We start from the raw sequence: 19,202 nt of genomic DNA on the forward strand, positions 1-19,202 counted from the left end.
GAAGCCAGATAGCGGCTGCGGGGTGTTGTTCACAAGCAAGCGTCTCTTGCCAATCAGACCTTTGCCGGTCAGGGTGCCTTGAGCTTAAGGCACGGCAGGCAGTACACGTCCGGCGCATTCACCAAAAGACAGGGTTGGGTAGCCTTCTTGACGGCACAGGCCCTTCAAGATGATCTCGTCCTGATCTTCCAGGAATTTGCGCTGTTCGCCCCAAGGCAGATCAATGGGGTTCTTGCCGCCCTGGTTCATTTCCAGCAAGGAGCCTTCCTGACCCTTGGCCGGGCCAGACAAGGTGCCGGTGCCCAGCAGGTCGCCGGTTTGCAGGTTGCAGCCGTTCACGCTGTGGTGGGCGACCAGTTGGGCCACAGTCCAATAGGCTTCCTTGAAGTTGCTGCGCGAGAGCAGAGCCGGATCTTTCTTTTGCTGGCGAGACTGCTCAGTGCTCAGGTACACCTCCAGTTCCACGTCCAGAACGCCACTTTCCTGGTTGGCCTGATCCTGCAAGTAAGGCAGAGGCTGGGGATCGGATTCAGGACGGCTGAAGGGGCGACGGAAGGGAGCCAGGGCTTCCAGTGTCACTACCCAGGGGGAGATCGTCGAGGCAAAGTTCTTGGCCAGGAAAGGGCCCAAAGGCTGGTATTCCCAGGCTTGCAGATCGCGTGCCGACCAGTCATTGAACAGGCACAGACCAAAAACGTGTTCGTCTGCCTGAGCAATAGGAATACGGTGACCAGCTTCGTTGCCCTTGCCAATCAGAATGCCCATCTCCAGCTCGAAGTCCAGGCGCTGGCAAGGACCAAAGTTGGGCTGCTCCTGCCCTTCGGGTGGGCGGGTCTGGCCGACGGGGCGCGGGAACTGCTGGCCGGATACCCCAATGCTGGAGGCGCGGCCATGGTAGCCGATAGGCACCCACTTGTAGTTGGGCAGCAAGGGCGCATCGGGGCGGAACTGTTTGCCCACCGCCGTTGCGTGGTGCACGGAAATGTAGAAGTCGGTGTAGTCTCCAATCTGCGCGGGCAGGGCGTATTCCAGCTTGCTGCGTTCGATCAGCATGGGGCGCAGGCGTGATTCGGCCGAGGAGCCCTGACGCAAGTCGTGCGACAAGGCGGCACGCAGCGCGCTCCAGTATTCCTGTCCTAAAGCCATCAGGCCATTCAGTGCCGGTTTGACGCAAGCGGCCAGAGCGTCGGCGGCTTTGCCGTGCCAGGGGGTATCGCAGGCCAGTAGGCCCAGGTCCAGCGCGTAAGGGCCAATGGCCACCATGACGCGGAAGTCTTCCTGACTGTCACGGCGACGGGCCACGGCAAAGGGCAGGTTCTGGATGGGGAAACCGTTATCGGCCTCGTTGGCGCCGGGCACCCAGCTTTGCAGCTTGGGGTCGTGAGTGTCATTCAGATAAGGTCGGGTCATGCCTTTTGTTCCGTAGAGAAGTGTTTTTCCAGTCCGTCCCAGACGGCATCGTAATTGGCTTGCAGACTGCCGCTTTGCAAGGCCTGTGGCGAGGGGCGGATGACTTTGCGGGTCTCGAACATAAAGGCCATGGTACCGCGCAGATAGTCTGCCTTGCTCAAGTCCGCACTGCTGGCCTTGTCAAAGGTGTTGGCATCGGGGCCATGCGGGCTCATGCAATTGTGCAGGCTGGAGCCGCCGGGTGCAAAGCCATCGGCCTTGGCATCGTACACACCCTGGATCAGGCCCATGAATTCGCTGGCGAAGTTACGGTGGAACCAGGGGGGACGGAAGGTGTTTTCCATGGCCAGAATGCGTGGTGGGAAAATCGCAAAATCCAGGTTGGCCGTGCCGGGGGTATCGGAGGGCGAGGTCAATACGCTGAAAATGCAGGGATCGGGGTGATCGTAGCTGATCGAGCCGATCACGTTGAAGTCGCGTAAATCGTATTTGTAGGGGGCGTGCGTGCCATGCCAGGCCACTACGTCCAGCGGCGAGTGCGTCAGTTGCGCAACCCAGAAACCGCCTGTGAATTTGGTGACCAGCTCATGCGGCTCGCTGACATCTTCGTACCAGGCTACCGGCGTTTTGAAGTCGCGGGCATTGGCCAGGCCGTTGGAGCCGATCGGGCCCAGTTCGGGCAAGCGCAAAGGCGCACCGAAGTTTTCAAGCAGATAGCCGCGGGCCACATCGTCCAGCAACTCTACCTTGAAGCGTACGCCACGCGGCATGACGGCAATCTCGCAAGGCTCGATTTCCATGATGCCCAGTTCGCTGACCAGACGCAGGCGGCCCTGTTCAGGCACGAACATCATTTCGGCGTCGGCGTTGTAGAACACGCGCCGACCCATGGACTGGTTGATGGCGTATAGATGGATGGCAACGCCGCTTTGCGAGTCGCTGCTGCCATTGCCCGCCCAGGTATGGACACCGGCCAGAAAATCGGTGGGTGTGTCGGGCAGATTCAGCGGGCTCCAGCGCAGGCGATTGGGGTTGGCCGGGCCCTGGCCGAAGTCTTCATTCCAGTGGGAAGCGCCTTCAAATGCCGTAAATGCCCCTTGCTTGGCGCTGGGGCGAATGCGGTACAGCCAGGAGCGGCGGTTATCGGCGCGTGGTGCGGTAAAGGCCGTGCCGGACAACTGCTCGGCATACAGTCCGTACGGGCAGCGCTGTGGCGAGTTGCGTCCCAGCGGTAGCGCACCGGGCAGAGCCTCGGTGGCAAAGGCGTTACCAAAACCAATCTGATAATTCAAAGAGCTCATTAGGGGTCTCCAGATTCAGGCAGCCTGCTCCAGGCAGGTCTGGCGGGCAGCATCCAAGGCTTGCTTGATCACATCCAGCGAGCCGACATGATTGCACAGCAAAAGCACCAAAGCGGCATTCATGGCATGGCTTTGTGCCGTGCTCAGACCTTGGTGGGCATCGATCAACATTTGGTAGAAATCGTCCGCCCGTTCCAGGGGGGTATCGGTATTCAGTGTAGACATGAAGCACTCTCCAGGAAATGGCCACAGGCTTTATGCAAGGCAGCCTGGACAGCTTGCCCATCCAGATGACGCCAGCGGGCGCACAGGTGTTGGTCGGGGCGAATCAGATAGCAGGAGCCGGGCTGGGCGTCGTAACGCTGGCGCAGCATATCCTGGCTGTCGATGATGCCACCCTGGGCCTGGGCGGCGATGGTGCCAGCGGGCCAGACGCGCAGGCGGGTCAAGAGACCTTGGGCGACCAGTTCTTCTAGCGCTTCAGACTGGCTGGCCTGGCCTTCGCCAAACTCCAGCAGCGTGAAGCCGTTACCCAATTGACCCAGCCACCAGCCTTGCTGACCGTTTTGCTCGATAGGCGCGTCGGGGACGCAGGCGCCCAGTGGCGTAGCCTTGGCGGAAAACTCCTGTTTGTCAGCCGTATTCAAGGGGCTGTCCGGGTAGGCGCTGGGCAAGGACAGGCGGCCGCTATTAACCAGTACACGGGCAAAGGCGTGGCGACGCGCCAGAATCAGGGCCGCATCACGGAACAGACGGCTGACTTCGCTTTTAGGTGTAATGAAATCGGTTGAACGGCTGGAGTGGCGGATGTTCTCGTCCGCGGCCAACTCGCGTTCATGGCTGTAGCTGTCCAGCAAGCTGTCGGGAGCCTGGGCATTCAGAACCAGATTCAGCTTCCAGGCCAGATTGTCGGCGTCCTGGATACCGCTATTGGCACCGCGTGCGCCAAAGGGCGAGACACGGTGGGCCGAGTCTCCGGCAAACAGAATACGGCCATGGCGAAAGCGCTCCATGCGCTCGCAGGCAAAGGTGTAAATGCTGACCCATTCCAGCTCAAAGGGGGCGTCGGCACCCAGGAGGGCGCGAATGCGGGGCAGCACGTTTTCGGGTTTGACGGCTTCCACCGGGTCGGCATCCCAGCCCAATTGGAAGTCGATACGCCAGACATTGTCCGGCTGGCTGTGCAGCAGAACAGATTGATTGGGATGGAAGGGCGGATCAAACCAGAACCAGCGCTCGGCGGGGAAGTCGGCCTGCATGCGCACGTCTGCAATCAGGAAACGGTCCTTGAACACACGCCCGCTGCTGCTTTCACCCAAGGCACGGCGAATGGCCGAGCGCGAGCCATCGCAGGCCAGCAACCATTCCGCTTCCAGCGTGTAATTGCCTTGCTGGGTTTCTACCTCCAGATGCACGCCTTCTGCCTGGTTCACCACGTTCAGCACTTTATGACCGGAACGCAACTCGATCAGAGGCTGGGCGCAGACGGCTTCGTAGAGATAGCCTTCGCAGTAATACTGCTGCAAATTGATAAAGGCGGGGCGCTGGTGGCCTTCTTCGGGCCGCAAATTGAAGCTCCAGACTTCCTGGTTGCGGAAAAAAACCTTGCCCACATTCCAGGACACGCCCTTGTCCATCATGCGCGAGCCCACGCCCAATCGGTCCCAGATATCCAGGGTGCGTTTGGCAAAGCAAATGGCCCGCGATCCTTTGGACAGCGTAGTGTCGTCATCCAGAATCACGACCCGGTGGCCTTTGGCCGCCAGATCCAGGGCCATGGTCAGCCCCACCGGGCCGGCACCCACCACCACAACAGGGTGGCGGGCATGGGTAGCCGGTGGGGGCGCTTGCGTCAGCTCCAGGGTCTGGTAATTAATGTCTCCCATCTTCTTTCTCCCTGGCCTTGCGTCTTACTGACCTTCGAGCTGTTTCCACATTTCCAGATCGCGCTCGGCGGTCCAGATGCGTGGGTCTTCGTGGCCGTTGACTTCGTCGTAGGCACGGGATACGTCAAAGGGCATGCAGTGATCAAAAATGACCCAGTCTGCGTAGCGAGGCTTCATGAAATCGTAGGTTTCGCGGTAAATGGTCTTCAGATCTTTACCGGCTGCTGCACCTTGCTGCACGCTGGAGTACAGGTCTGTCAAGAACGCGCGTGTGCCGGCCAGCGCCTGACGCACTTCGGTGGCGTTCTTCAGTGCCGGGCCACGGCCAGGAACCATTTGTTCGGCTTTGAAGTCACCCAGACGGTCCAATGTGCGGGGCCATTCGCGGAAGTAGCAGTCGCCTGCGTACGGGGTGGATTGGTATTCAACCAGGTCACCGGCGAACAGGATTTTCTGCTTGGGCAGCCAGGCAATGGTGTCGCCCTTGGTGTGGCCACGACCCACTTGCATCAGGTGCACTTCCAGATTGCCCAGGTCCACGGTCATGTGACCCTCAAAGGTCATGGTGGGCCAGGTCAGGCCGGGAGGAATGGACTCGGCGTTGCGGAACAGGCGGGGGAACCGACCGATTTCGCTGGCCTTGTCTTGCTCGCCACGCTCCACGATCAGGTCGTAAGTGTCGCGGCTGGCCAGGATTTCCTGGGCATCGTAGGCCGAGGCGCCCAGCACGCGTACAGCGTGGTAGTGCGACAGCAGCACATATTTGATGGGTTTGTCGCTGACTTCGCGGATGCGACGAATAACGTCTTCAGCCATGACAGGTGTGGCCTGGGTGTCGATCACCATAATGGCCTCGTCACCAATGATGATGCCCGTGTTGGGATCACCCTCCGCCGTGTAGGCGTAGGCGTTCTCGGACAGTTTCTCAAAGGCAACGATTTTGTCTTCCAGGTCGTTATGCGAGGCGAAGGACTTGCTCATGAAAATGACTCCACAGTCGATAGGGATGGTGTCAGATTAGTTTATGGTGAATCAGTTAGATATAGGTGAATACCTGAATAGGGTGGGTTCAATTGAAGAAAGGCAGACGAGCGTCTGCCTGCCGGAATCGGCATCAGACGCTGTCAAAAAGAAGGGGGCGGGGGCTTAGCGGCGCTGGCAGCGCGAGCAGTAATAGGTCGCGCGCTGGCCTTGGACGATTCGTTTGATAGGCTGTTGACAGCGTGGGCAGGGTTTGCCGGCACGCTCATACACATTGGCGTGAATGTCGAAGTACGCGCCCGGTTCACCACTGGCATTGACGTAATCGCGCAAGGTGCTGCCCCCGGAGTCCAGGGCGGATTGCAAGGTGCTCAGGATGGCCGAGTGCAGTTTTTCGCAGCGATGCAAGGAAACTTCACCGGCGGGCAGTTCGGGGTGAATACCGGCCAGGAACAAGGATTCGGAAGCGTAGATATTGCCGACTCCCACCACAATCTTGCCGCCCAGCAGGGCCTGTTTGATGGCGACGCGCCGCCCTTGCAGGTGTCGGTGCAGATACTCGGGGGTGAACAAGGGATCGAAAGGCTCTACACCTAAAGTACGTAGCAAAAGGTGGTTTTCCAGAGGGCCGTCCTTATGGGCGTGCCATAATATCGCACCAAATCGTCGTGGGTCGTGCAGCAGGAAGCGGGCCTCATCAAAGATCCATTCCGCATGATCATGCTTGCGGCGTTCTTCATCCAGATCCACACGACGCAAGGAGCCGGACATTCCTAAATGGATGATCTGGACACCTTGTTCAAAATGCAACAACAAGTATTTGCCTCGACGCGTGCAATTCTGGACGGCCTGGCCTTCAATCCATTGCGGCAAGGAGGCAGGCACGGGCCAGCGCAAACGGGGCTCGTGAACCAGGAATTGTCGGACATTTTTTCCCTGGATAACCGTCGCAATTCCGCGACGAGTTGTTTCAACTTCTGGCAGTTCAGGCATGGGGGGGTGATACCATCAACAAATCTGATTCCTTTATTGTGCCATCGGGCGTTTTGTCGCGCGTATCAGGGCACGGGTTTTTCTGGATGAATGCTCTGACCTTAGCACTAAAGCTGGGCCTGATGTCGTTGCTTGCAGCGGTTTCGGTGCAAGCACAACCATCTCTTCCCATACTCAAGGCGGAGCCGCCTGCAGACACCATCCGTTTGCGTAGTGGGCAATTGCCTCTGGTCGGTCTGACCCCGGATATTCTGTATCGTATTCTGGTTGCTGAAATCGCCGCAACGCGTGGTGAATATGATGTTGCCAGTCAGACCTTTCTGTCTTTGGCGCGTGACACCAGCGATCCTCGGCTGGCTCAAAATGCCTTTCAATATGCGATGGCCGACCGTGATTTAGGTCGTGCCTTGCGTGCCGCCAAAGAATGGGCCTTGCTGGCCCCCAATGATCCTGAAGCCAAGGCGACCGCTTTGGCTCTGGAAGCCTCCAGCGGTCAGACCGAAGGCTTGGCCGATGCCTTGTGGCTGCGTATCTCTCGCGCCCAGGATAAAGAGCAGGCCGTGGTGCAGGCCATGAGCATGGTCAGCAAAATGGTGGATCGGCGGTTGGCATTGGAAGTGCTGGACAAGGCTTTGCAGCAGCCCGTGCGTTCCTTGCCTATTGCTCGCTTGGCTTTGGCTGACACGGCCTGGAGCGCCGGGGACATTAACCGGGCCGAGCGCGAAGCGCGCGAAGCCCTGAAACTGGATCCGCATTCCGAAGCCGCCGCACAACGCGTGCTGGAATACGGCATCAAGGTTGATCCTTCGGCTGCCTTGCAAAGTGCCCGCGCGTTTGTACGAGACAACCCGGACAGTCGCAAGCTGCAACTGTTGCTGGCCAACCGCCTGGTGGAACGTCAGCAGTTTGATGAGGCCCAGGCTATTGTCGGCGCCTTGCAGCGAGCGAATCCCGAGGATTTTGATCTGCTGTATACCCAGGCTGAAATCCATATTCGCGCCAAGGAGTTTGATCAGGCCCGCAAACTGCTGGAGCAATATATTGCGGTTCAGCAGCAGCGCCGTCAGTCCCTGAATGATGCGGTCAACACCGCCTTGGCCAGTATTTCTGAAGCCCGCTTGTCTTTGGTGCAAATCGCCGAAGCGCAGGGCGACATGAACGAAGCTATTCGCCAGCTGGACTTGATTGAAGAGCCTGCCCTGCGTTTCCAGGCCCAGATTCATAAAGCCGTGCTGCAGGCCCGCCAGGGCAATCTCCCACAAGCACGTCATACCCTGGAGAACTCCCGTCCACGCGACATGAGTGAGCAGGTTGTCGTGGCCTTGACGTACTCCTCTATCTATCAGGATAGCGGTCGTACCGACCAGGCCCTGGAAGTGCTGGAGCGCGCTGATCGTGAGTTGCCCGACAGTGCCGAGATCAAGTACAACCTGGCCATGCTGTACGAGCAACGCGCCAAGCATGACAAGTTTGAAACCTTGATGCGTCGTGTGATCGAACTGCGCCCGGATCATGCCAATGCGTATAACGCCTTGGGCTACACCTATGCGGATCAGAATCGCCGTATGGACGAGGCTCAGGATTTGCTGGAACGCGCCATGGAGCTGGAGCCAGACAATCCTTATATTCTGGATAGCGTAGGCTGGTATTTGTTCCGTGTAGGCGATCTGCAAGCTGCGCTGGAGTATTTGCAACGTTCCTATGAGCGCCTGCCTGAAGCGGATGTTGCCGCCCATTTGGGCGAGGTGCTTTGGGTAAAAGGCCGTCGCGATGATGCCATGCTGGTATTTCGGGCCGGCCTGAGCAAAGATGCTGAAAACCGAACTTTGAAAGAAACCATCAAGCGTCTGGGAGTACCGCTGCCGTGAGTATCTTGAAACAGCGGGTCTGGACCCGAGCAGGGGCCTTGGCTCTGATTGCTTTGTTAAGCGCTTGTGCGACCCCTCCCAAACCTGAAACAGGCAGTGCCACCGAGGCGACCCAGGCAGCGAGTTCTTTGTCTCGTTCCGGCCGCTTTGCGCTGAGTGTGACTCACTCCAGTTCGCAGGTTGAAGCGGTGCAGGGGGGCTTTTCCTGGCGTGATGATGGTCGCAAACTGATGCTGGACCTGAGCAATCCTTTGGGCAATACCTTGGCACGCGTCTGGGTGCTGCCAGGTCAGGCCCTGCTGGAGCGCACGGATGGCAGTCAGGAAGTAGCGACCCATCCGGATGCGCTGGTTGAGAAGGTCCTGGGCAGCCCTGTTCCTGTGGCGGGCTTGCGTGACTGGCTGCATGGCCGCACGGGCAGTGCCCCCGTTCAAAGTGAACGCAGGGACGATCAGCAAAAACTGAGCGGTTTCGAGCAGTCCGGCTGGCGTGTCACGCTGTCGCGTTATGACGAACAAGGTCCGCGCCTGCTGCAATTGAATCGTCATGAAGCCAACCGCTCCATCAGCGTGCGCTTGGTTGTGGACCAGTAAAGCCCGAGCAGGTTTGTGTAATGGCGCTCTACAACGTCCCGGCTCCGGCCAAGATCAATCTGTTTTTACACGTCACGGGTCGTCGTGAAGACGGCTACCATTTTCTGCAAACCGCCTTCCGCTTTGTGGATCTAAATGACTACCTGAGCTTCGTTCCACGTAGCGACGGACGGATCCGTCGGGTACACAGTACTTTGAGCGATGTGGAGCCTGAACAGGATCTGGTGATCAAAGCCGCTCGTGCCCTGCAACAAGCGACGGGCACCCGGCAAGGCGTGGATATCTCTTGTATCAAGAACATTCCTTCGGGAGCGGGGATGGGCGGTGGCTCCAGCGATGCGGCCACCACCTTGATTGCCTTGAACCGTTTGTGGAACCTGGGCCTGAACCGTCAGGCCCTGATGGATATTGGCTTGCCCCTGGGCGCCGATGTGCCGGTTTTTGTATTCGGGCAGGCGGCGTTCGCAGAAGGGGTCGGGGAACAACTGCAAGCCATTCAGATGCCGCCCCGGGACTACATCATCATCCGTCCACCGCAATTTATATCCACAGGGAAAATATTTAGCTCCGAATGCTTGACACGCGATGAGAAACCCATCAAAATAACGTTCTTTACTGATTGGCAAGAAAAATTCTGGCAAGCCAAGGACAACAATCCTTACTTTGGCAGAAACAACCTGGAATCAGTAGCATTTAATCTTTATCCTGATTTAAAAGTTTTGAAACAGGGTTTGCAAAGTTTAAAATTAAATGCTAGAATGACAGGCTCAGGTTCTTGCTTGTTTGTTGAGTGCAGAGACAAGCAAAGTGCCAAGACAGGTCAGTTTGAAATTGACCGAAATAGCAGTAAAATAGATTTTTCTGGTAGCGAAGAATCAAATAGTGGTAAATTGCTGGTCGAACAAACTTGGGTTTGTTCTGGATTGCAAGATCATCCGCTACGCTACTGGATTAAGTAAGTATTTGGGGAATCGCCAAGCTGGTTAAGGCACTGGATTTTGATTCCAGCATGCGAAGGTTCGAATCCTTCTTCCCCAGCCACCTTTCAGGCCTAGCCTGCGATAATGTAAAGCTGTTGAGTCGTTACCTTAACGAGGTCCCGATCAACAGCTTTGCTTTTCCTGCATCAAAATCTATCTCCCATCATGGCACAAGACCGATTCATGATCTTCACCGGCACGGCTAATCCTCGCCTTGCTGTCGATGTCGTCAACCACCTTGATATGTCGCTGGGGAAGATGACGGTGGGTCGCTTCTCCGACGGGGAGGCCATGGTTGAAATCAATGAAAACGTACGCGGTCGCGATGTTTTCGTTCTGCAGCCCACCTGCGCTCCCACCAACGACAATCTGATGGAAATCATGGTGATGGTCGATGCCTTGCGCCGCGCTTCGGCCGGTCGCATCACCGCTGCCATCCCTTATTTCGGTTATGCCCGTCAGGATCGACGCCCCCGTTCGGCGCGTGTGTCGATCTCTGCCAAGGTCGTGGCCAATATGCTGCAAGTGGTTGGTGTTGATCGCGTCATGATGATGGATCTGCACGCTGACCAAATCCAGGGTTTCTTCGATATCCCTGTCGACAATATCTACGCTTCCCCCATTTTGCTGGGTGATATCTGGCGCTGTAACTACCAGGACATGGTGGTTGTCTCGCCTGACATCGGCGGTGTGGTGCGCGCACGTGCATTGGCCAAGCAACTGGAAGTGGATCTGGCCATTATCGACAAGCGTCGCCCACGTGCCAACGTATCCGAAGTCATGAACATCATTGGTGACGTCAACGGACGCACCTGCATCCTGATGGACGACATGGTGGATACGGCCGGTACGCTGTGCAAGGCGGCTGAAGCTCTGAAAGAGCGCGGTGCCAAGGCGGTTTACGCCTACTGTACCCACCCTGTGCTCTCGGGCGAGGCCATTGAACGTATTACGCATTCCCAGTTGAACGAGCTGGTTGTCACGGACACCATTCCTTTGTCCGCCAAGGCCCGCGAGTGCAGCAAGATTCGCCAGCTGTCCTGTGCAGCGCTTTTGGGCGAGACCATCTTGCGTATCTCGAACGCCGAGTCCGTCAGCTCCTTGTTCACTGACTAAGTTTTTTAGCGTGCGCTGGTCGCGGCGCACGTCAACTAGGTAGGCAACTACCGTTTTTTCGCAGTGGTCCATGACCCTGCAAATTGGAGTTTTCCATGAAATTCACCGCTACGTCGCGTGATGTACAAGGTACGAGTGCGAGCCGCCGCCTGCGTCACGCTGGCCGAGTTCCTGCTATTGTTTACGGTGGCGAAGAACAGCCCGTCGTGATCTCTCTGGATCATAACGAGACTTACCACAACCTGCGCAAAGAAGCCTTCCACGCTTCCATCCTGACGATGGAACTGGACGGTAAAGCTGAAAAAGTGCTGTTGCGCTCGGTTCAGTGGCACCCCTACAAGCAGCAAGTTCTGCACGTTGACTTCCAACGCGTTCTGGCTTCGCAAGCCATCACCACCAAAGTTCCTCTGAACTTTGAAGGTGGCGATGTGTCCCCAGCCGTCAAGCTGAGCAGCCAAGTTATCAGCCACATCCTGACCGAGCTGGAAATCACCTGCTTGCCAGCCAACCTGCCTGCGTCCATCACTGTGGACCTGAGCGGCATGACTGCCAACGCCAACGTGCACCTGGACAGCATTAAGCTGCCACGTGGCGTGACTTACGCTGGCAACGACACCAACCCTCTGCTGGCTGCTGCTTTGCCAGTTGGCGGTGGTGCTGCTGCTTCGGAAGCAACAGAAGAAAGCGCCGAGTAATCAAGATTGCCAGCCGGCTTCGGTCGGCTTGCAGCTTGGCGAATCAACCCCTGTCAGCGTATGCTGGCGGGGGTTTGTTATTTGTGCCTGCGCCTTTGCCGGAGCAGGCGCTTTCTGCGAAAACATTCATGTCTGAGCCTATCCGTTTGATTGTTGGCCTGGGGAATCCTGGCCCTGAGTACGAAACCACCCGCCACAACGCGGGCTTTTGGTTGGCAGACCAGTTGGCCGATGATCTGCATGCAACGTTCAACCTGGAAAAGTCCTTTTTCTCCTGGGTGGCCAAGGCGCGTTTCGAAGGTGAAAACGTCATCATCGCCAAACCCATTACCTTCATGAACAAGTCCGGGCAAGCCGCCGGTGCCTTGATGCGTTTCTACAAGCTCAAGCCCGAACAGGTGCTGGTCCTGCATGACGAACTGGATTTGCTGCCCGGTCAGGTGAAGATGAAAAAAGGGGGGGGACACGCTGGGCATAACGGCCTGCGCGACATCCAGTCCGCCTTTGGGACACCGGATTTCTGGCGCTTGCGCCTGGGCATTGGTCACCCTCGCACCTTGGGCCTGGCCCAGCAAGTGGTGAACTTTGTGCTGCATACCCCTCGCAATGAAGAGCTGCGCGAGATCGAGGATGGCATGAACCGTTGCCGCGTCATGATGCCTGCTTTGCTGCGTGGCGACTTTGAGCAGGCGACCCGCCAGCTTTACGCGCCCCAGAAGGCTTGATACATGAAGCCAGCGCCAAGCAGCCAGATGCGTTTCCGGGACGAGCTTAAAGACTTCTTTTATTTTCTGCGTCACCCTCGCAGCGCCCGGCGTTTGCCTGGCAGAGTCCAGGGTGATGGCTGGTATCTGGACTGGTTTGCTCCCTTGCCCTGGAAGCGTCTGCTGCAATGGGCGGGCATGCTTTGGCTGATTAATGCGCTGGTACTGGGCCCGATCGCAGTCTCGGTAGCGGGTGTGGGTGGTGCGCAGCATCGTCTGGACCCGACTCGTATTCCCTGGGTGCAAGCTATTATCTGGGCACCCATTGTGGAAGAGCTGGTCTTTCGTTTCGTGCTGAGACGGCCGTCACAATGGCTGACGGTTGTTCCGCTGGCGGTGTTCCTGATGTTTCAGGGACCAGGCTGGTGGTTGATACAAGGCTTGCTGGTCTTGTGCCTGGCTATCTGGATAAGCCGTTATACCGGCATGCCACGCGAGGCTTTACCTGCAGGCAGCAGCTGGTGGCGCAAACTGGTGGGCGCCTTGCAGGGAAGGGCGTGGCGCTTTTCAACCATGCGACGCTATTGGCGTTTCTTTCCCTGGGTGTTTTATGGTGCAACGCTGGCCTTTGGTGCGCTGCATTTGTATAACTTTCAGCTAAACAGCATGAGCTGGTATTTGCTGCCCATGCTGGTGCTGCCCCAATGTCTGACAGGGCTGGTGCTGGCCTGGCTGCGAGTGCGTCGAGGCATGGGTGCCTCGATCGTGCTGCATGCCATCTTCAATGGTGGCCCGGTCTTGCTGATTATTGGCCTGCTCAAGCTGTTTGACGGCATTCCTGTCTAGGCAAGCCCGCATTTCAAGGCGCTAGCCTGTGTCCCCGGCACGACTGTTCTGACCCGTCTGCGGGCTTTGTAGCGCCCAAGGGCGCTACAATAGCGCATCGTTTATATAACTCTTTGATTTTCAGGATACTCATGGCACTGCAATGCGGCATCGTTGGCTTGCCCAACGTTGGTAAATCCACTCTGTTCAACGCTCTGACCAAAGCCGGCATTGCGGCTGAAAACTACCCCTTCTGCACCATCGAACCGAACGTCGGTGTGGTCGAAGTTCCTGACCAGCGTTTGCAAGATCTGGCCAAGATCGTGAACCCCGAGCGCATTTTGCCTGCCGTGGTGGAATTTGTAGACATCGCCGGTCTGGTCGCGGGTGCTTCCAAAGGCGAAGGCCTGGGTAACCAGTTCCTGGCCAACATCCGTGAAACCGACGCCACCGTGCACGTGGTGCGCTGTTTTGCCGATGACAACGTGATTCACGTTGCCGGTAAAGTGGACCCCCTGGCTGACATCGAAATCATCAACACTGAATTGGCTCTGGCTGACCTGGGCGTGGTTGAAAAAGCCGTGCACCGCAATCAGAAGCTGGCTCGCTCCGGCGATAAAGATGCTGCCAAACTGGTGGCCTTGCTGGAGCGTATTGAAAAAGCCCTGGGCGAAGGCAAGTCCGTGCGTTCGCTGAAGCTGGACGAGGACGAGCTGCACCAGATCAAATCCTACGGCTTCATCACCGCCAAGCCCACCATGTACGTGGCCAACGTGAAAGAAGATGGCTTTACCAACAACCCACACCTGGAAGCCGTGCAGAACTATGCTGCCGCTGATGGCGCTCCTGTTGTGGCTGTATGTGCTGCCGTAGAAGCTGAAATCGCTGAACTGGACGACGCTGACAAGATTGAGTTCTTGTCCGATCTGGGCATGGAAGAGCCAGGCCTGAACCGCGTTATCCGCGCCGCCTACAGCCTGCTGGGCCTGCAAACCTACTTCACCGCAGGCGTCAAAGAAGTCCGTGCCTGGACCATCCGCGTGGGCGACACCGCCCCTCAAGCCGCTGGCGTGATCCACACCGACTTCGAGCGCGGCTTCATCCGTGCACAGACCATCGCTTTTGATGACTTTGTGGCCTGCAAAGGTGAGCAAGGCGCCAAGGAAGCCGGCAAGATGCGCGCTGAAGGTAAGGAATATGTCGTGAAAGATGGTGACGTGCTGAACTTCCTGTTCAACGTCTAAGCTTCTTGCAAGTGTTGTGGATGTGGCAGGTGCCTGATATCAGGCACCTGCCATTTTTCTGCTATTATCTATAACACTTAGTGTTATAAATTACGCTTGAGGCTGTGGTGAGGGTTTTCAAAAATGCATGGTTCGAGCGGTTCGCCCGCAAACAGGGCATTGCGGATCTGGCGCTTTTGGATGCGATAACACGAGCCGAGCGTGGGCTTGTCGATGCAGATCTAGGCGGGGGCTTGGTCAAGCAGCGTGTGGCCCGTAGTGGTCAGGGCAAGGCGGGTGGGTTTCGGACCATTATTCTCTACCGTACAAACGAGCGTGCTTTCTTTGTATATGGTTTTGCTAAAAGTGATCGCGCCAATATTGATGCGGATGAAGAAGCGGCGTTCAAGAAGGCTGCCGCTTATGTGTTGGGTTTGTCAGAAGCCCATTTGGCCCAGCTGATCAGCATGGGGCAATTTACGGAGGTACATGATAATGACAAAAAAATATCGAAGTGAAGCTTACGCCGCAATCCATGAAACGATGCAGGCCTTGCAAGAAGTTGGCGCTATCGACAAACAGACCATGCGTGAGTTTGATGAGTCTTGTTTAACGCCAGTCCTGCCTATGCCGCCTGAGCGTATCCGTGCTTTGCGTGAACGTGAGCATCTTTCGCAGCCTGTGTTTGCACTCTATTTGAATGTCAGTAAAAACCTGGTTTCCGACTGGGAGCGTGGAGTCAAAAAACCGGGTGGCCCCGCTTTGCGCCTGTTGACGGTGGTCGAGAAGAAAGGCATTCAAGCAATCGCTTGATTCTCTTACCGTTGCTTGACCAAGCTGTATTCAATCCCCTGTCCAGCGACACGTTAAGCGTTTAGGGCCTCGGGGCTGCATTGAGGAAAGCAGCCCTGCCAGTCCTTATGCTTGTTTTGTGTCGCTAATACTGCTTTTGAAGAGACCTTGTTGAATGCTGGATCCTGAAAATCCAAACGGCCAGTTGCAAGCTGCCTTGGCGCTTGTACAAGAAATCCTGAATCTTGATTTGCAAGCTCTCTATCTGCACGGCTCGGCTGTGGCAGGAGGACTGCGACCACAAAGTGATCTGGATATATTGGCGGTCGTTGATGCTCCTTTGTCAGATGAACAGCGTCAGGATCTGATTGCGGCTTTATTGTCTATTTCAGCCCCTCATCCGGCTACGCCCGGTGGTCCGCGTTGCATCGAGCTGGTGGTGTGTCGTCTGGCTGATCTTCAATGCAATGAGCATCCGGCCAAGGTGGAGTTTATCTACGGCGAATGGCTGCGTGATGCCTTCAAGGAGGGCTACTTGTCCGACGCCGCTGCTGACCCGGAATACACCTTGCTGTTGGCTCAGGCTAGTCAGCAGGCGCAGTTGTTATGGGGAAGAGACGTGCTGGCCGATGTGCCTGCCACGCCGATTGAGCATATACGCCAGGCGATGCGGGATGGTGTAGAGCCCTTGTATGAAGGGCTGCGTGGAGACGAGCGCAATGTTCTGCTGACTTTGGCACGCATGTGGCGAACAGGTGTTCATGGGGACTTTGTGACTAAGGAACAGGCGGCTGAGTGGGCTATTCCCAGCCTGCCTGCGGAGTTGGCCAAGACTTTGGAATATGCGCGTCTGGCGTATATCGGTGAGGTGTTTGATCGCTTGGACACAAGGGGCGAGGAAGCAGAGTGTTTGGCGCAGGCACTACTTGGGAACATTAAGCAGGTTTTGTAAAAGTGCGCCCTGAATTTGGCCCTCGGACCCACCGCTATCAGTGGTTGTCGTTCAGATAGCGGGGGAGCGCCACTTATGTTTTGCGCCGCTACCAAGGTAGCAATCTCCAGCCTTCTTCGCTAAATTCCAGCCGTTCCGTCAGCCCAAGATTGTTCATGAAAGCATCGTCATGCGACACCACCATCAGCGTGCCTTGGTAGCTGCTCAACATGGTTTCCAGGGCCAAGGTTGAAGGCAGATCCAAATGGTTGCTGGGTTCATCCAGAAGCAGCAGTTGTGGCGGAGGATCAGCGTACAGCACGCAGGCCAGGGCGGCTTTCAGGCGTTCGCCACCGCTCAAGGCACCGCTGGGGCCGGTGACTTTTTGGGCATCCAGTCCCAGTTGCGCCAGACGCATGCGCAAGTCGCCCTCGCTGCTTTTGCGGTTGACGGCCTGTATCTGTTCCAGCACGGTTTGCTGTGGATCCAGATCGGCCAAGCCCTGATCCAGATAAACATGTTGTGGCATTACTATGCAGTGGCCAGCAAGGGGCTCCAATTGGCCTGCAATGACCTTGAGCAGCGTGGATTTGCCGCAGCCGTTCGGACCTATGACTCCTACTCGTTGCTGGCCGCTTAACAGCAGTGTGACCGGGGCTTGGTTGGCCGGAACATAGGGGAGCTTCACCTCATCCAGTTCCACAACGCGCTGGCGGGTCAGCGGCATCAAGGGCAGGGCGTGAAGATTGATAGCGGTGTCCTGCTCGATCAACTCGGCTGCCTCCTGTACGCGTTGTGCCAACTGCTTTTGGGCCGTCACGTGTTGCTGACGCAGTTTGCCGGTGGTGGCTTCACTGCGACCCTTTTGCCTGTCCAGCAGAATCTTGGCCTGATTGGCTTGCTTGCCCTGTTGATTCCCGCGTGCCTGTCTACGCTCTTGCCGTTGGCGTTGCTCTTGCATGGTGCTTTCTGCACGCTGACGTTCCAGTTTGCGGTGCTCCAGCTGGTCCAGGGCGTTTTGCTGCTCCAGGGCTTTCTGCTCGGCGTAGTGGCTGTAATTACCGCCATAGCTACGCAGCCCCAGGGAAGACAGCTCCACAATGCGCTCCATCGTGTCCAGCAGTTGGCGGTCATGGCTGATGACCAGCAGGCCGTGGGGCCAGTGTCGTAACTGCTCAATCAGGGCAAGCCGGTTGTCGCGATCCAGGTGGTTGCTGGGTTCATCCAGAATCAGGAAATCGGCCTGAGACAGCAAGGCATTGATCAGCGACAGCCGCATGGCCTGGCCGCCGCTTAATGTTTCGGCAGGTGTCCCGGCAGTCAGATGACCCAAGCCATTGCGCTCCAGCGCTTCCTGTAATTGCTGCCGAATATCCCAACGGTCTTCGATCAGATTGAAGTCTTCCATGGCGCTACTGCCGGCTTCAATCCGGGTAAGTGCGTCCAGCGTTGGCCCGACACCCGCCAGATCAGCGACGCGCAGGCCGCTGACAGACGCCACTTGCTGTGCCAGATAATGGACTTTGCCGGAGCGCAGGCAACGGCCACTGCTGGGCTGGAGTTGCCCGGCCAGGATTTGAGCCAGAATGGTTTTGCCCACGCCATTACGTCCGACCAGGCCGGTGCGCCGCGAGTCGAAGGTTTCGTTCAGTTGGGAAAACAGAGTCTTGCCCTGCGGCAAGGTATAGGACACGCCTTCCAGCGTCAGATAAGGATTCGTCATACGTGATGCTTCCATTAATGCCAAGAACTCCCCCTGCGTTGTGGGGGCTGGTGGAGACTGGCCGTCTAGGGGACGGCGGCATTAGTGGCGCATTGGACGAATACCTCACGGGAAATGAATCGAAGCCACACTATAAAAGCATTGTGCCGGGAAGGTAAAGTCGGCTGGGCTTCTCAAGGAAGCGATGAAGGTCGTGTGATTCCATCACAGGAGCGGGTTTGGGCTCAGAAGCCTGGGCTTGTCTCACGGTTGTGGGGTCGTGATTTACAAGCTTCAGCGCGGTGAGGTCTGTACTGCTGCAGGTCGCTTGAAATACCGAGCCGCGAGAGATGGCCACCCAGCAGGAAATGAAGTTTATTTCCTGACGTTTATTCAATAAAGTGGAGTCCTCGGCTTTTCATCCTCTGTATCGCTTCATGTCTGGAGGATAGAGCCAGGACTGCCTTTTCTCTCCCAATCCGGGAAGCCGCACCATTTTGAAGGAATGTCATGAACACATTCAATTTACCCGCTCGTTCGATTGTGTATGTGCAGGATGTGTATTGCGGTTGGTGCTGGGGTTTTGCCGAACGCATGGTCGAGTTCGAGGCGGCCAACAAGCATCGCATTCCTTTTACCGCTGTCTCGGGTGGCTTGTTCGTGGGTGACCGGGCTGCGCCCATGTCCCGCTACCCTTATATTTCCGAATCCAACGAGCGCATCGCGCAAATGACGGGGGTGACGTTTGGGGCTGCTTATAAAGCCTTGGCCGAGGAAGGGACCACGGTTATGGACTCTTTGGATGCGGCGACAGCCTTGGCGGTGCTGCGAGCGCAAGATCCGGAGCAGGCCATTCATTGGGTGCACGAATTGCAGCAGGCTTTCTACTTGAACGGACGCAGCTTGTCTGATCAGGAGGTCTGCCTGGGAATTGCTGCTGCCAATGGCCTGGATGTAGAGGCTGTGCGACGCCATTTAACTGACGGTTCAGGCCGGGAACAAGCCTTGGCTGATTTTGCCCTGGCACGGGCTTTGGGCGCGCAATCCTATCCGACCTTGCTGTTTGTGGATGGTCGAAAAGTGACAAAGCTACCGGCGGTTGGTACTCCTTTGGAAACGCTGAATCAGACACTGGATTCCTTATTGGGCTGATTAGCAGTTCGGTACATAAAGCAGATTGAAATTGCGGCATCCGGGCCAGG

General features: G+C 56.9%; 19 protein-coding genes and 1 tRNA gene. 13 read left to right on the forward strand and 7 right to left on the reverse strand.

What is annotated here, in order from left to right; translation table 11 throughout:
• Positions 1-84: 84 nt before the first annotated feature.
• The 6 genes from fahA to mutM all read right to left on the reverse strand — a co-directional run bounded on the left by fahA (position 85) and on the right by mutM (position 6,571).
• The gene (gene fahA, locus Q9R35_RS06280) at positions 85-1,410 is read right to left on the reverse strand and encodes a fumarylacetoacetase (protein WP_086060373.1); all 1,326 of its coding nucleotides are present in this window, start codon (positions 1,408-1,410) and stop codon (positions 85-87) included.
• Positions 1,407-2,711 carry a homogentisate 1,2-dioxygenase gene (gene hmgA, locus Q9R35_RS06285; RefSeq protein ID WP_311219554.1) on the reverse strand — a complete coding sequence of 435 codons (1,305 nt, stop codon included), beginning with the start codon at positions 2,709-2,711 and terminating at the stop codon, positions 1,407-1,409. The genes fahA and hmgA overlap by 4 nt, the downstream gene beginning before the upstream one ends.
• A 15-nt stretch (positions 2,712-2,726) precedes the next feature.
• Entirely contained in the window at positions 2,727-2,936 is a 210-nt protein-coding gene (locus tag Q9R35_RS06290; RefSeq protein WP_009461092.1) for a DUF2783 domain-containing protein, read from the reverse strand.
• Positions 2,924-4,597, reverse strand: coding sequence for an FAD-dependent oxidoreductase (locus Q9R35_RS06295; RefSeq protein WP_311219555.1), 1,674 nt, complete (start codon positions 4,595-4,597; stop codon positions 2,924-2,926). Before Q9R35_RS06295 ends, Q9R35_RS06290 begins: the two co-directional genes overlap by 13 nt.
• A gap of 24 nt (positions 4,598-4,621) precedes the next feature.
• Entirely contained in the window at positions 4,622-5,578 is a 957-nt protein-coding gene (locus tag Q9R35_RS06300) for an MBL fold metallo-hydrolase (protein ID WP_042483010.1), read from the reverse strand.
• Positions 5,579-5,743: 165 nt separating this feature from the next.
• Positions 5,744-6,571, reverse strand: coding sequence for a bifunctional DNA-formamidopyrimidine glycosylase/DNA-(apurinic or apyrimidinic site) lyase (gene mutM, locus Q9R35_RS06305; RefSeq protein ID WP_042483013.1), 828 nt, complete (start codon positions 6,569-6,571; stop codon positions 5,744-5,746).
• Positions 6,572-6,693: 122 nt separating this feature from the next.
• Between mutM and Q9R35_RS06310 the strand changes: the two genes are divergently transcribed.
• The 12 genes from Q9R35_RS06310 (at position 6,694) to Q9R35_RS06365 (ending at position 16,319) form a co-directional block, all read left to right on the forward strand.
• The gene (locus Q9R35_RS06310) at positions 6,694-8,439 is read left to right on the forward strand and encodes a tetratricopeptide repeat protein (RefSeq protein WP_223254095.1); all 1,746 of its coding nucleotides are present in this window, start codon (positions 6,694-6,696) and stop codon (positions 8,437-8,439) included.
• Complete coding sequence (locus tag Q9R35_RS06315) at positions 8,436-9,032, forward strand: outer membrane lipoprotein LolB (RefSeq protein ID WP_063688774.1); 597 nt, start codon at positions 8,436-8,438, stop codon at positions 9,030-9,032. Before Q9R35_RS06310 ends, Q9R35_RS06315 begins: the two co-directional genes overlap by 4 nt.
• 20 nt (positions 9,033-9,052) lie before the next feature.
• Positions 9,053-9,991: a 4-(cytidine 5'-diphospho)-2-C-methyl-D-erythritol kinase gene (gene ispE, locus Q9R35_RS06320; RefSeq protein ID WP_311219556.1), complete on the forward strand. Its 939-nt coding sequence runs from the start codon at positions 9,053-9,055 to the stop codon at positions 9,989-9,991.
• A gap of 5 nt (positions 9,992-9,996) precedes the next feature.
• Positions 9,997-10,073 (forward strand) — tRNA-Gln (locus Q9R35_RS06325).
• Positions 10,074-10,177: 104 nt separating this feature from the next.
• Positions 10,178-11,128, forward strand: a complete 951-nt coding sequence (locus tag Q9R35_RS06330) for a ribose-phosphate pyrophosphokinase (protein ID WP_042483022.1) — start codon at positions 10,178-10,180, stop codon at positions 11,126-11,128.
• A gap of 95 nt (positions 11,129-11,223) precedes the next feature.
• Positions 11,224-11,823 carry a 50S ribosomal protein L25/general stress protein Ctc gene (locus tag Q9R35_RS06335; RefSeq protein WP_042483025.1) on the forward strand — a complete coding sequence of 200 codons (600 nt, stop codon included), beginning with the start codon at positions 11,224-11,226 and terminating at the stop codon, positions 11,821-11,823.
• 128 nt (positions 11,824-11,951) lie between these two features.
• Entirely contained in the window at positions 11,952-12,548 is a 597-nt protein-coding gene (gene pth / locus Q9R35_RS06340) for an aminoacyl-tRNA hydrolase (protein WP_009461083.1), read from the forward strand.
• Between the two features lie 3 nt (positions 12,549-12,551).
• Entirely contained in the window at positions 12,552-13,373 is an 822-nt protein-coding gene (locus Q9R35_RS06345; protein ID WP_311219557.1) for a type II CAAX prenyl endopeptidase Rce1 family protein, read from the forward strand.
• A 131-nt stretch (positions 13,374-13,504) separates the two neighbouring features.
• Entirely contained in the window at positions 13,505-14,596 is a 1,092-nt protein-coding gene (gene ychF, locus Q9R35_RS06350) for a redox-regulated ATPase YchF (protein WP_009461081.1), read from the forward strand.
• A 107-nt stretch (positions 14,597-14,703) separates the two neighbouring features.
• Positions 14,704-15,093, forward strand: a complete 390-nt coding sequence (locus tag Q9R35_RS06355) for a type II toxin-antitoxin system RelE/ParE family toxin (protein WP_045930860.1) — start codon at positions 14,704-14,706, stop codon at positions 15,091-15,093.
• Positions 15,071-15,388, forward strand: a complete 318-nt coding sequence (locus Q9R35_RS06360) for a DNA-binding transcriptional regulator (protein ID WP_042483033.1) — start codon at positions 15,071-15,073, stop codon at positions 15,386-15,388. Before Q9R35_RS06355 ends, Q9R35_RS06360 begins: the two co-directional genes overlap by 23 nt.
• Before the next feature lie 154 nt (positions 15,389-15,542).
• Positions 15,543-16,319: an aminoglycoside adenylyltransferase domain-containing protein gene (locus Q9R35_RS06365; RefSeq protein ID WP_311219558.1), complete on the forward strand. Its 777-nt coding sequence runs from the start codon at positions 15,543-15,545 to the stop codon at positions 16,317-16,319.
• An 88-nt stretch (positions 16,320-16,407) separates the two neighbouring features.
• Here the strand turns inward: Q9R35_RS06365 and Q9R35_RS06370 are convergent, their stop codons facing one another.
• Positions 16,408-18,021, reverse strand: coding sequence for an ABC-F family ATP-binding cassette domain-containing protein (locus Q9R35_RS06370; RefSeq protein WP_311219559.1), 1,614 nt, complete (start codon positions 18,019-18,021; stop codon positions 16,408-16,410).
• A gap of 489 nt (positions 18,022-18,510) precedes the next feature.
• On the opposite strand from Q9R35_RS06370, the gene Q9R35_RS06375 reads away from it, so the two are divergent.
• The gene (locus Q9R35_RS06375; RefSeq protein ID WP_109088860.1) at positions 18,511-19,152 is read left to right on the forward strand and encodes a DsbA family protein; all 642 of its coding nucleotides are present in this window, start codon (positions 18,511-18,513) and stop codon (positions 19,150-19,152) included.
• The last annotated feature ends 50 nt before the right edge of the window (positions 19,153-19,202 follow it).

This window comes from Alcaligenes sp. AB3 (assembly GCF_031844565.1).
GTDB lineage: Bacteria > Pseudomonadota > Gammaproteobacteria > Burkholderiales > Burkholderiaceae_B > Alcaligenes > Alcaligenes faecalis.

What these genes read in the sequence shown, in the direction of transcription:
- fahA (WP_086060373.1), bottom strand. Translation starts at nt 1,410, where the DNA reads ATGACCCGACCTTATCTGAATGACACTCACGACCCCAAGCTGCAAAGC.
- hmgA (WP_311219554.1), bottom strand. Translation starts at nt 2,711, where the DNA reads ATGAGCTCTTTGAATTATCAGATTGGTTTTGGTAACGCCTTTGCCACC.
- Q9R35_RS06290 (WP_009461092.1), bottom strand. Translation starts at nt 2,936, where the DNA reads ATGTCTACACTGAATACCGATACCCCCCTGGAACGGGCGGACGATTTC.
- Q9R35_RS06295 (WP_311219555.1), bottom strand. Translation starts at nt 4,597, where the DNA reads ATGGGAGACATTAATTACCAGACCCTGGAGCTGACGCAAGCGCCCCCA.
- Q9R35_RS06300 (WP_042483010.1), bottom strand. Translation starts at nt 5,578, where the DNA reads ATGAGCAAGTCCTTCGCCTCGCATAACGACCTGGAAGACAAAATCGTT.
- mutM (WP_042483013.1), bottom strand. Translation starts at nt 6,571, where the DNA reads ATGCCTGAACTGCCAGAAGTTGAAACAACTCGTCGCGGAATTGCGACG.
- Q9R35_RS06310 (WP_223254095.1), top strand. Translation starts at nt 6,694, where the DNA reads ATGTCGTTGCTTGCAGCGGTTTCGGTGCAAGCACAACCATCTCTTCCC.
- ispE (WP_311219556.1), top strand. Translation starts at nt 9,053, where the DNA reads ATGGCGCTCTACAACGTCCCGGCTCCGGCCAAGATCAATCTGTTTTTA.
- Q9R35_RS06330 (WP_042483022.1), top strand. Translation starts at nt 10,178, where the DNA reads ATGGCACAAGACCGATTCATGATCTTCACCGGCACGGCTAATCCTCGC.
- Q9R35_RS06335 (WP_042483025.1), top strand. Translation starts at nt 11,224, where the DNA reads ATGAAATTCACCGCTACGTCGCGTGATGTACAAGGTACGAGTGCGAGC.
- pth (WP_009461083.1), top strand. Translation starts at nt 11,952, where the DNA reads ATGTCTGAGCCTATCCGTTTGATTGTTGGCCTGGGGAATCCTGGCCCT.
- Q9R35_RS06345 (WP_311219557.1), top strand. Translation starts at nt 12,552, where the DNA reads ATGAAGCCAGCGCCAAGCAGCCAGATGCGTTTCCGGGACGAGCTTAAA.
- ychF (WP_009461081.1), top strand. Translation starts at nt 13,505, where the DNA reads ATGGCACTGCAATGCGGCATCGTTGGCTTGCCCAACGTTGGTAAATCC.
- Q9R35_RS06360 (WP_042483033.1), top strand. Translation starts at nt 15,071, where the DNA reads ATGACAAAAAAATATCGAAGTGAAGCTTACGCCGCAATCCATGAAACG.
- Q9R35_RS06365 (WP_311219558.1), top strand. Translation starts at nt 15,543, where the DNA reads ATGCTGGATCCTGAAAATCCAAACGGCCAGTTGCAAGCTGCCTTGGCG.
- Q9R35_RS06370 (WP_311219559.1), bottom strand. Translation starts at nt 18,021, where the DNA reads ATGACGAATCCTTATCTGACGCTGGAAGGCGTGTCCTATACCTTGCCG.
- Q9R35_RS06375 (WP_109088860.1), top strand. Translation starts at nt 18,511, where the DNA reads ATGAACACATTCAATTTACCCGCTCGTTCGATTGTGTATGTGCAGGAT.